Annotated in this window: 11 protein-coding genes; 3 read left to right on the top strand and 8 right to left on the bottom strand. The window is 31.7% G+C overall.

Annotation, left to right across the window (positions count from 1 at the left end):
- Positions 1-46 precede the first annotated feature (46 nt).
- Positions 47-547 (bottom strand): nucleoside 2-deoxyribosyltransferase, encoded by a 501-nt coding sequence (locus AC38BG_RS02715; protein WP_489937636.1) that lies wholly within the window; start codon positions 545-547, stop codon positions 47-49.
- A gap of 144 nt (positions 548-691) precedes the next feature.
- Here AC38BG_RS02715 and AC38BG_RS02710 point away from each other — a divergent pair, with 144 nt between their 5' ends.
- A complete protein-coding gene (locus AC38BG_RS02710; protein WP_489937635.1) occupies positions 692-2,074 on the top strand; it encodes an NAD-dependent succinate-semialdehyde dehydrogenase in 1,383 nt (460 codons plus the stop codon).
- 68 nt (positions 2,075-2,142) lie between these two features.
- Here the strand turns inward: AC38BG_RS02710 and AC38BG_RS02705 are convergent, their stop codons facing one another.
- The 5 genes from AC38BG_RS02705 to AC38BG_RS02685 all read right to left on the bottom strand — a co-directional run bounded on the left by AC38BG_RS02705 (position 2,143) and on the right by AC38BG_RS02685 (position 8,636).
- Positions 2,143-3,117: a zinc ribbon domain-containing protein gene (locus tag AC38BG_RS02705; RefSeq protein ID WP_489937634.1), complete on the bottom strand. Its 975-nt coding sequence runs from the start codon at positions 3,115-3,117 to the stop codon at positions 2,143-2,145.
- Positions 3,118-3,226: 109 nt separating this feature from the next.
- Complete coding sequence (locus tag AC38BG_RS02700; protein WP_489937633.1) at positions 3,227-6,355, bottom strand: MMPL family transporter; 3,129 nt, start codon at positions 6,353-6,355, stop codon at positions 3,227-3,229.
- Positions 6,355-6,936 (bottom strand): TetR/AcrR family transcriptional regulator, encoded by a 582-nt coding sequence (locus AC38BG_RS02695; protein WP_489937632.1) that lies wholly within the window; start codon positions 6,934-6,936, stop codon positions 6,355-6,357. Before AC38BG_RS02695 ends, AC38BG_RS02700 begins: the two co-directional genes overlap by 1 nt.
- Positions 6,937-7,088: 152 nt before the next feature.
- A complete protein-coding gene (locus AC38BG_RS02690) occupies positions 7,089-8,009 on the bottom strand; it encodes a serine hydrolase (protein WP_489937631.1) in 921 nt (306 codons plus the stop codon).
- A gap of 9 nt (positions 8,010-8,018) precedes the next feature.
- Complete coding sequence (locus AC38BG_RS02685; RefSeq protein WP_489937630.1) at positions 8,019-8,636, bottom strand: LVIS_2131 family protein; 618 nt, start codon at positions 8,634-8,636, stop codon at positions 8,019-8,021.
- A gap of 136 nt (positions 8,637-8,772) precedes the next feature.
- Here AC38BG_RS02685 and nrdI point away from each other — a divergent pair, with 136 nt between their 5' ends.
- Together nrdI and AC38BG_RS02675 are read left to right on the top strand one after the other, a co-directional pair.
- The gene (gene nrdI, locus AC38BG_RS02680) at positions 8,773-9,228 is read left to right on the top strand and encodes a class Ib ribonucleoside-diphosphate reductase assembly flavoprotein NrdI (protein WP_489937629.1); all 456 of its coding nucleotides are present in this window, start codon (positions 8,773-8,775) and stop codon (positions 9,226-9,228) included.
- On the top strand, positions 9,225-10,169 hold the full coding sequence (locus AC38BG_RS02675; protein ID WP_489937628.1) for a ribonucleotide-diphosphate reductase subunit beta: 945 nt from the start codon (positions 9,225-9,227) through the stop codon (positions 10,167-10,169). The genes nrdI and AC38BG_RS02675 overlap by 4 nt, the downstream gene beginning before the upstream one ends.
- On the opposite strand, the gene AC38BG_RS02670 is transcribed toward AC38BG_RS02675, so the two are convergent.
- The gene (locus AC38BG_RS02670; protein WP_489937627.1) at positions 10,170-10,664 is read right to left on the bottom strand and encodes a hypothetical protein; all 495 of its coding nucleotides are present in this window, start codon (positions 10,662-10,664) and stop codon (positions 10,170-10,172) included.
- Positions 10,665-10,677: 13 nt separating this feature from the next.
- On the bottom strand, positions 10,678-11,823 hold the full coding sequence (locus AC38BG_RS02665) for an LCP family glycopolymer transferase (RefSeq protein WP_489937626.1): 1,146 nt from the start codon (positions 11,821-11,823) through the stop codon (positions 10,678-10,680).
- Positions 11,824-11,830 lie beyond the last annotated feature (7 nt).

Genomic DNA, 11,830 nt, shown 5'->3' with positions numbered 1-11,830 from the left:
TATCATACTAAAATACGCTCCATATCAATGATACAGAGCGTATTTTTTATATAATTTGATAGCCAACTACAGGTTCTGATGGAATTATATTAAAGTCAAAAGTCTTTAATTTTTCAAATTCAGTATTGCCATCAATTAATGTAGTCACACCTTGTGCTAACATCAAATTCATCTTTTTAGGTTTATCTGGATGTTTGGTAAATGGTACTAACACAACTGGCTTATGCATAGCACGCATAAATCCAATTTCAAATGCACTACCATCATCTAAATCATCCATATCATACAAAAACACTCCAACAGTTGCATTAGTAATTCCAGTTAAATCATTTTGATAAGTTGCAACTTGCCACTTCAAACTGAAAAATCCAGCTTCTGGATTAGGATCATCTGCATCCACATATTCATTAGCAAATGGAAAATGTATATTTAATACAGTTGGATTTTTTGCTAAATACATTTGTGCTTTTTCTACACGATCTCTTTGATCTTTGTTATAAAATGGTGAACCTAAATAAATTTTACCCATTGGTGAATCATTAACCATATTTTTCCCCCTTAAATTTTTTAAAATTACTTATTTGTAAAATAATTGTACCATCAAGTTGATTTTTAATATAGGAAATAATTATTATATTAATCCATTGAAAGCGGTTATAATAAAAATATAATTGAAAGAGAGGTAATTTTTATGGCAAAATATCAATCTATTAATCCATATACTAATGAAACATTTGCAACTTATGATAATCCTACTAAAGAACAAATTGAACAATCTCTTAGCTTATCATATGCTCTTTACAAAAAATGGCGTCATGAAAAACCTGAAACACGTGCCAAATTATTACATCAAATTGCATTGAACTTCGATGCTCATAAAAAGCAAATGGCTGAACTGATGACCAAAGAAATGGGCAAATTATTATTTGAAGCCAAACAAGAAGTTGATATTTGTATTAGTATTTGCGAATATTATTCAAAACATGGTGCAGAATTTTTAAAACCAACACCATTAGACAACCCATTTGGTAAAGCTTATTATCTAAAACAAGCCACTGGTGTAGTTTTAGCATGTGAACCATGGAATTTTCCTTTATATCAAATTATTAGAGTCTTTGCTCCTAACTTTGTTGTAGGAAATCCCATTATTTTAAAACATGCTCACAATGTACCAGGATGTGCAGCATTAGCTGCTAAAATCATTAAACGAGCTGGTGCTCCTGAGGGTTCATTAATCAACTTATATTTAAGCTATGATCAATTAGCTGATGTTATTACAGATAATCGAATACAAGGTGTTGCATTAACTGGTTCTGAACGAGGTGGGATGGCCGTTGCCCAAGAAGCCGGCAAAAATCTAAAAAAGTCTACTATGGAATTAGGTGGTAATGATCCATTTATAGTTTTAGATGACGCAGATCCTGAATTATTAAGAAAAGTTTTATCAGATGCCAGAACATACAATGATGGTCAAGTATGTACTTCATCAAAAAGAATCATCGTCATGGAATCTCGCTATGATGAAGTATTAAATGATCTAAAAGAAATCTTTTCTAATTTAAAACCAGGTGACCCGCTAAAAGATTCTACATCTTTGCCACCAATGAATTCTATCAGATCAATGCAAAAACTCGAATCTCAAGTAGAACTTGCAACAAAAAATGGTGCAAAAATTAGCTACCAATATCCAGAAATTGATGAGGCAGGTGCATTTTTCAGACCAATGATTTTGACTGATATTGCACAAGATAATCCAATCTTTGATCAAGAATTATTTGGCCCTGTAGCACAACTTTATATAGTTAAAGACGATGATGAAGCAATTGAACTAGCAAATAATTCATCTTACGGTTTAGGTTCTTCAGTCATTAGTGCAGATATTGATCGTGCTAAAAAAGTTACTGCTCAAATTGAAACAGGAATGAGTGTAATCAATGGTCGCTGGATTACAGCTGGCGAATTACCATTTGGTGGAGTTAAAAAATCTGGCTATGGTCGAGAATTGAGTGAATTAGGTGAAATGGCCTTTGTTAATGAACATTTAGTTATTGACACTACTGAAATGAATAAATAATTTGACAAAAAATAAAAATGATTGATTTACTTTAAAAAGTTTATCAATCATTTTTTGATATCTTAAATTTATTTTGACTTAATCAGATTATACAAACTAAGTCCAGTTGTCATTAAACTCGCTAATACTAGCATGTAAAACGATGCTCCAACGAGTGCTGCACTATTAATAACTTGGTTAGCTAACTGTCCTGCTTGGCTAATAGTAGTGTTGCCAATTACATCATTGACTCTAAAAATTGCATAGATCAATAACCCAGTTTCCAAAAGTGAAGCAATAAAAGCAACTAATTTATGAAATCTTCCTAATCGAAGGGTTGCTATAACTGTAATTATCGGAACAAAAGTCAAAAATAGCCAGATTAAATATAATATTGCCGCAAACCATGCAGTATTTGTTCCTAATTGTGCTCTAGCCATTTGCAAAATAACTTGAGAAATCGAGATTCCATTACCAGAACTAGTGAAAAATACCACCAAACTAATTAATGCTGTTAATACAACTAACATCTGAATCATAGTATGAGTTTTGGGTATCTTTATTTCTGACAATTTTCTATCTTTGCTAGAAATTCGTTCTCCCACACGACTAGTGCCCGCTTCAACATGATTTACCACATTAGAGCCTATTTGATTCATTTTTTCAGTTAATCGTTTATCAACAGTATATTGAGTGATTTTTTTACTGCGCTCACACACAATAAATAGCCAAATCATTAAAACAAAGAAGCTAATCCATCCTAAGGCTCTAGAAAAGCTCATTAGGATCAATAAAAATACCCCTAAAACAAAAACAATTGTTACATTAGCACGAATCCATTCAATCATTGAAGCAACAGTTGAATTCTGTTTAATTGGTTTAAATTCATTATGATATACTGCTCGCCTCATCATTTGACTATCAATATTTTGATCTTCTCTTTTAGCCGATTGGTGTCGATCAGTAAAATAGTCTTCACGATATTTTTTTAAATTAAACCCACAATTTGGACAAATATTATCTTTATCAGTAATTGGATATCCACAATTTGGACAATTAGTCATATTCTCTCATCCTCATATCTCTTATTACACAAATTATACCATGTGAATAAATTTTATTAACAAGAAAAAATGCATCCCCTCAAGTTGAGAGAATACATTTTACTAATGCTTAATGCTTATTTTTATGTGTTTTTATTTCATCATAAGTTAGCTTAATTGTTGCAGATAAAGTAATTGGTATTAAAAATACTAATAATATCAATCCAATAATAACTACCACTGCAACTTCAATTAAAGTTGGAATTCCTGATGGTATCAATGCAGCAAAAGTACCACCTAAAATAATTGCTGCAGAGATAACTACTGTACCTATGATTGATGAAGCCTTTAATATACGTTCACCTGCACTACCATCTTGCAGCTGGCGATATCTTCTCATTAAAAAGATACTATAGTCCACACCTAATGCTATTAACATAATAAAACTAAAGAATGGTGTATTCCAAGTTAGCATGTCAGTATGTGCTAAACTACTTGCTAACCATTGAGTGAGATTTACTGAAGCAAAATATGACATCAATAATGTAGCTAAAATATAAATTGGTTGTAATAATGATCTAGTAACCACAATTAATGCAAGTCCAATACCAATAATCATAATTGCTGCAGTTCTAACAAAATCGCTGTCAGCAGTATTCTTCAAATCTTCAATATTTGAACTTTGACCACCCATTGCAACTGTTGCATCACCTAAATCAGTACCTTGCAAATACTTTTTAGCCATTGCACTTAATTCTTGTGATTTAGCTGCTGCAGTTTCTGCACTTGGGTTTGTCTTGAAGATAATGATGAACTTGGTAGCTTTTTTATTTTTACTCAAATAATAATTAGTGGATTCTTTAAACATTGGTGAATTCATAATGTCTTTAGGAATATAGAAAGTGTTCGCTGCACTTGATCGACCTAAGCCTGTTAAATAATTCTGCCCTTGCATCAATCCATTATTTACTTGACCAATACCAGTAGGAATTTGTGGAGCGTTTTGCGATAATTGACTTGCTCCATCATTTAATTGTGAAGCTCCATTTTGAGCTTGACCTACTGCATTTGAAACTTCGCTTAAACCACTAGATAGTTTATCCAATGCTTGGTTAGCTCCTGGCAATGCAACATTAGAAGCAGTAGCCAAAGTAGCAACTTGTTGTTTCAAAATAGCAACTTGCATTAACATCCCTTTTAAGTTTTGAGCAGTAGATGCAACACTAGTTAATGATCCAGCCAGTTGTTTATCAGCTAATCCTGCTGCTTGCAAGTTAACAGCTACTTGATTCAATGATTTTGTAGCAGCTTGTTTTTGTCCAGCAACTTGAGTATTTACTCCTGACAAAATAGTCATCAATGCTTGTTCCATTGCTTGTTTTTGTGTTGAATTAAGTTGAGCTTTGTCTTCAACTTGGCGGTATTGAGCGATGATTTGAGTAGAATTCAAATTGTCAGTATCAGATTTTTGCATTCCTTGCAAAATAGCACCAGCAGCTTGCAAATTATTGCCAATATTTTGCGCTTGAACTCCGGCATTAGTTAAATTGGAAGCTAATCCTTGAGTATTTACTGCATTATTAGAATTTTGTAATGCCCCATTTAATTGTTGAATTCCTGAATTAATCTTCGGCAATCCGGCTTGTAATTGCGCTAATTGACTAACATTTGCTCCACCCATCTGGCCTTGCAATTGACTAGACATCAAATTAAGTCCATTAACTAAGCTTTGCGATCCAGAGTGCAGTTGATCTAAACCGTTACTCATTTGGCTAGATCCATCTTGCAATTTAGTTAAGCCACTTTTTGCACTGTCAACACCTTTATTAACGGTGTTTAACTGATCATTAACATATAACTGTTTAACTTTTGATCCATATGGTTCAGTCACTGAAGTCACTAATGAGACATCTTTATCATTACGCAATTGTCTAGTTAATTGATCAATTTCCTTCAGATCTTTTTCATTATCTAAATTATGATTAGCACTAATATATAGATAGGAAGGCATTGCTGTACCTTTAGAAAAGTGCTTTTGTACAACTAATAATCCTTGCTTAGAAGGAATTGAGTTAGATAATTCATCAGTATTATCATAATTTAGTTTAGGAAAACTTGATAATACAAAAGGCAGTGAAACAACAGCTACAAGCAAAACTGCGATAACTGGATGCATTATTGAATGCTTAGATAATGAAGTCCAAATTTTGCTGGTACTTTCGCCTTCGAATTTCTTATCAGGCCAAAACATTTTCTTGCCTAAAACTGACATGAAAAATGGATTTAAAGTTAATAAAACAACTAATAATACAGCAACACCAACTGCTACTCCAACTGCTGAGCGATATACTGAAAACTTGGCTAACCCTAAAGCAGAAAACCCGATCAAAATTGAAGATCCAGAATATAAAATGGTTTTACCAACATGCTTTCTGGCTTTTTTTGTTGCCAAATGTTTATCCATGCCTTTACCAAGGTTTTCTTTAAATCGATCATATAGCAAGATATTGTAATCAGTACCTATTCCAAATAACACAATTACCATAAATACTTGAGTAAAGTTTGAAAATGGAAAATTAAATCTTTGTACGAAATTAGTCACTAAAGAAAATGATGTTAAAAATGAAATAGCAACTGTAGCTAATGATATTAGTGGAACAATAGGTGATCTAAAGACTAATACCAATACAATGAATATGAAAATTACAGAAATTGCTTCTGTCTTTTTAATACCTTCTTGAATAGAGCCACTAAAATCATCATTTAAAATATCTGCACCAGTTACATAAGTCCTGATACCACCAGTTTTAATAGCATTTTTTAACTGATCGTTAACATATGAAACACTACCGTGTTTTTTGGAAATGTTCATTTGAACCAGCCAAGTGGTACCATCTTTTGATTTTAATTGCTTTTTAGTAGCAATATTATCATTTGGACCTATCATTGATTTGATTCCATATTTACTTTTATGGTCTTTCAAATAATCAATTGTGGCTTGGACATTTTCTTTATCTTGACTATTCATTGCAGCAGATTTCTTATTAAATACTAAGGCAACATCATAGACATTTTTATTTTTTGAACCCCATTTATAATTGATTCTTTTTGCCACTTCAGATTGAACATCTCTTGGCAAAGTAATTGTTGAATGAGTACGTGTTAGTGCATTAACATTTGGCAACATAAATAAAGCAAATGCTAATAATGCAATCCAAGCAATTAAAGCACCAACATGGTTTTTTATTAACTTTTTCATTAATTTCCTTTCTCTATTTCTGCTGTTGGATTAACTAAACGCAAAATCATCTTATGATATTCTTTTGTAGCTTGCGCATTGTTTTCATCTGCAAATAATGACGAAGGAGTAATGTCAAAAAACACATAACCTAATACTGCGCCAATCAAAGTATGCAAAGATAATCGATCTTTTAAATTTGCATCTACTTGATCCATTAAAGTTATTGTCTTTTCTAATTCCTTATGTGCTCCATCATTAACATCTTCTGTGTATTGATCAATTTGAAACATTATTGCAGCTAATGCCCTATCTTGAAGCAAACTTTCACGCACAATATCTGCAAACTGCAATACTGCCTTGACTCCAGATAATCCTACTAAATTTTCAATTAATTTAGTATTCATTATTTTTAATCGCTTTTGAACAACAAGAGTAATTAATTGATGACGATTTGCTACATAGTGATATAAAGATTGCGACCTAATGTCTAACTCTTTAGCTAAATTAGGCATTGTCATTGCAGCTAATCCTTGAGTTTCAATCATTTCTGCTGCTTTATCAATTACTTTATCCAAATCAAGAACACGCTTTTTAGTCATTATTTACACCTCGAACTTTTTTAATCCTTGAATAATACTAACACTACACCACGCAGATTACAATCTACATTTAAAAGATTATTTATTTCATATTGTAGATTAAAAGTCGAAAATAAAAAAGCATTGAATTATTTCATCAATACTCTTGAAACTTAATGTTTAATCATCCATTTGGATATTTGTTCACCCAATGCAGCAAAATTAGCAGCATTATTGCTTGAAACAGCTACAATATAGGTCTTATTTTGATTTTGAACTAACATGACTGCATTATTTGCATCCGAGATTTGACTTGTCTGACCAACAACTTTGCTTGCTAATGCTCCTTTAGGCTGTTTCATCAGATCAGCCAAAATCGTTTGGTCTTTTCCACCTAATATTTTATTTTGATATATATTTTTTAAAGTAGTTGCAAGATCTGCAGCACTTATAGTGCCAACTACTTTTGAGCCAAACTTCCCACTAATCTTAATATCCGAAGCACCAAATTGTTTAGCTACACTATCTACTTCACTAGCTCCTACTTTGTTTAACAAGGCATTAGCTGCAGTTTGTCCATTTTGGCTCATCATATTTTGTTTCAAATAAGTAAGTCCATAGCCGATATTTGGCTTTAACATTTTTTCATTTGGCGCAACTTCATCCGGAGTGATCTTGATTACAGTATTTGCTGGCAGTTTTTTATTTTGTTCTAATTGCTCTACTGCAAGCAATACATATAACTTCATAATATCAGTTGCATTGTTTGACTTACTATTATAGACATCAGCTTTGTTTTTAGAATTAGTTAAATCAATGACACTAACTTGATAAATACTTTCATTACCCATAGCTTTTTTTATTACATTAACTAAAGCTTTATTGCTATTTTTACTAGTTTTTAATACTCCAGCACTTTCTTTAGCGTCTGGCAAATTAAATTTAGGTTGTTTAGATGTATTTGTTTTTTGTTTTTTGTTTTTATCTTGCACAATTACTAACTGAGTATTTTGGCTATGGTGCATATTATTATAATACAACATAAATGCCCCTAAAGAAGCAATCGCACAACCTACGATAATACTATTTTTCATGTCTTGCTCTTAATTTTGTTTAATAAAGGTTCGATCCGGAATACGAATTAAGTAATATCTTGTAGCCACTTGATTAGCATGTAATCCTATCCCATTTTGCCAAATATTTTTGTATCTTGAAGTATAAATTGCAAGATAAGCTTTTTGATATTTGATATCTTCCTTTTTTAATTGCCTTTCAGAATATGGAATCTTTTCAGCGGTAATATTTAATGGATTTGCACCATATGAAATTGAAGCACTGTTGTTATTGACAACTAATTTATTTCCTGCGTAAAAGATGGTATATGTCTGTATTGGCGATTTTTGTTTAGATGTTTTAACAGAAACATAGTATGAGTTTTTATTGCTAGGAGTTAAGATCAATGGACGATACTCTACTGTTTCTGTCATCCTGTTATGATCGCTCAAAGTTGGATTGTCAAAAAACATATTTGCAACCATCCAGATACTTGCAACTAAAAAGACAAGTATTTCAACTATATCTACTATTGTGGTTTTTACTTCAAATCTCTTATGGTCTTTAATAATCATAAGCAAATGACGTTTTCTAATATTTCTAATAATAAATAGCAAATACAATAAAATTGCCACCCATATTAAGACACCTAACCAATTCCAACTCATCTAAAAATCTCCCTTCATTAGTTATAGTATAAAATATTTACGCTAATATTTGAATATTGAAAATATTAAGGGGTTGTAAAGATTATCAAAAATAACTAAAATTAGTACGTAACAAGATAAATAATAGGTAATAAAAATGGTAGCAGTAGCATTTTATACAATTACTGGTCAAACCAAAAAATTTATTGAAAAGACAAAACTTAAAGCCCATCAAATCAGTGATGATAATCCGCAATATCAAATGGGAAGACCATATATTTTGATAGTTCCTTCTTATCAAGATTTTATGATGGATTCAGTTGTTGATTTTTTGACATATAAAGATAATAAAAAAAATATTGTTGGATTAATTGGAGTAGGCAACCGAAACTTTAACGACCTGTTTGCACAAACAGCAAAAAAGCTTTCAGTTACACTGGATGTGCCAATACTTTATCTTTTAGAATTTAATGGTACAGATCGCGATGTTAAAAATGTAAATCAAATCGTACAAGATCTATCTAAAGATGAACCAGTAACTAAGATTCAAAAACCAAAAGAATTAGTAAACAACAAAATTAGTTTTTTAAGTGATTTCAGAGATAAAAAATGACAAAACCTTATTTTCAAAAAAACGGCTGGAATAAAGTTGCGGATCGTGTAGATATATCCGCATGGGCTCGACTAAATGATGTCATTTGGGAGCCTCGACATGTACCAGTCAGAAAAGATAAAAAAGAATTCATAAATTTACCAGATAATGTTCAAGCTACAATTTTGCATGAATTTACAGCTTTGATTACACTATCAACCCTGCAAGTCAGAACAGGATTAGATCAAGTAAAAAAAGATGCTCAAACTCCTGAAGAATTTGCGGTATTCAATGCTTTATCATATTTAGAGTCAATTGCAAACAAAGGATATAACTATGTCTTACAAGAATTAGCAACTCCCAAGCAAATTGATGAAGCCTTTAATTGGGCTGAAAATAATGAACCTTTGCAAAAGCAATTATATGTGTTGAATAATATGTTGCAAAAAGGCGACATATTTCAAAAAAAGACTGCAGATGTGATACTAGAAGCAAGTTTATATCATTCTAACTTTTATGGTATTCTCTATTTATTTGGACAAGGAAAAATGAAGCGAACGGCAGAAATTGTAAAATTAGCTTTACGTGGAACTTCATTTGCTGGGATTTACCCTGGATATAAGGCTAGAACTTATCTAGAAGGTATGTCAAAACAAAAACAAGCTGATATCAACAAATGGGTAAATCAATATATTGATAAAATTTTAGTTAATGAAAAAAAGCACCTTAAATTATTATACGGTGATCTTGGTTGGTATGATGATGCATGTCAATATTTACAATATAGTTTGAATAAAGCCTTATTAAACTTAGGATTACAAAACAGATTTCCAGCAGATTCGGACTCTGTCAATCAAATAGCTATGACTGGCTTAGTTAAAAGTGCAGTATTTGGAGATTTCTTTTACTACACTAATAAGAACTCATTAACACATTATACTGAAATAAAAAAGGATGATTAATCATCCTTTTTTGCTTGTCGTCTTCTTTTCTGGCTTTTGATATTCTTTTATTTCTTGCAACTTAACTTCTATATTTGCAGCTAATTGCATAATATAATCATCAGGATGTGCTACTAGATCATCACCTGGTGCTAATTCATCAATTCGAAAGCCTGATACATTGATATATTCAGATCTAGTTTCAAAATAAACATTTACAGGATATGATTCATCTTCATTAACGAAGTTAGAAATCTTTTTATAATTTGCATATGGTAAATTTATAATATTTACTTCTAAACTAAATAATGCAGCTCTTCTACCTGCAACTGATATTTGTGTTTGAATTAAAGAATCGTGTTTTATTGCACTAGCAGTTTCTTTAACTAATTTAGAAGCTACTTCTTTGATTTTTTTCTTGCTTTTAGTTAAATCACTATATTTCACTGACTCCATATCTTGCAGATAATCTTCAGTCTCAATTCGCTCTTTTAAATCTTCAAATTTAATTTCCAAAATAAAATCCTTTCTATCCTTGCCATGGGGTATCTGTATATTGGTCATAAATTACATAATTATTAAATGGATTAGGATCATTCCAATTTAAATGATTATTTTCATTATTTAATCGATTTTGACGGGTTTCTTGATTATGCAACGTTTCATCAGGTAATCCCAAATTAGTTCTAACTTTATTAGAAACTCGCTGTAATTCTTTAGTTCTAGCAACTTGAATTGCGGCACCACTAATCCAAGCATCATGTCCATGAATATAATCGCTTTTAATATCTTTACCAACACTGCGATAGTTCATTGCAATTGACATCATATCATCAAAGGTAAGGTTAGTTCTAACATTTTTTGAAAAAGCGGTCAGAATCTTACGATAATTAGTTAATGACTTCAAAGACATCCCTTCTTTAACAATTGACATGATAATTTGGCGTTGTCTCATTTGGCGTCCATAATCGCCTCTCGGATCTTCTTTACGCATTCTTGCATAATCTAGAGCCTCTTTACCATTCAAATGCATTATACCCTTATGAAAAGTTGTATTATATGTAAAATCAAATGGAACATCAACATTAACTCCACCTACTGCATCAACCAATTCTTGCAAAGCTTTCATATTAACTTCCATATAATAATCAACTGGAGTATTTAACAAATTGGAAACTGTAGCAGTAGCTGCTTTATTACCACCAACTTGATATGCGGAATTGACTCTTGACATAAAGTATTTATTTCCAGAATCGCCCTTTATATCAACGAATAAATCTCGAGGAATAGATGTTAATGTACCTTGTCCTTTTTGTGGATTAGCTGTAGCTAAAATCATGGTATCAGAATTTCCTTGATCATGACGCCCTTCAATTCCTTGATCAACTCCTAAAATTAATACTGATACAGGTTGTTTATTAGCAATTTTTTGCGAAGTTTTTGCGCCTGCTTGAAAAGTATTATCAATTGCACTATGCACAGAAAAATATAAATGTGCTGCCCAAGCTACAGATACACTAACTGCTAACACAGCAATCAAACCCAAAATACGCAAGAATGGTCTACCTGGCTTTAATTTATTTTCAGATGCAGTAAAAGCTTGATTTCGAGTTAATTTATGTACATGTTGCCGTCTACGATATTCTTCGCGACTTTCTGGTTGATTTGAGTCCAATTGTTTG

This window comes from Lactobacillus sp. M44, from assembly GCF_058130005.1.
Note: the sequence above shows the minus strand (reverse complement) of the source record. Positions and strands in the feature narration are given on the sequence as shown.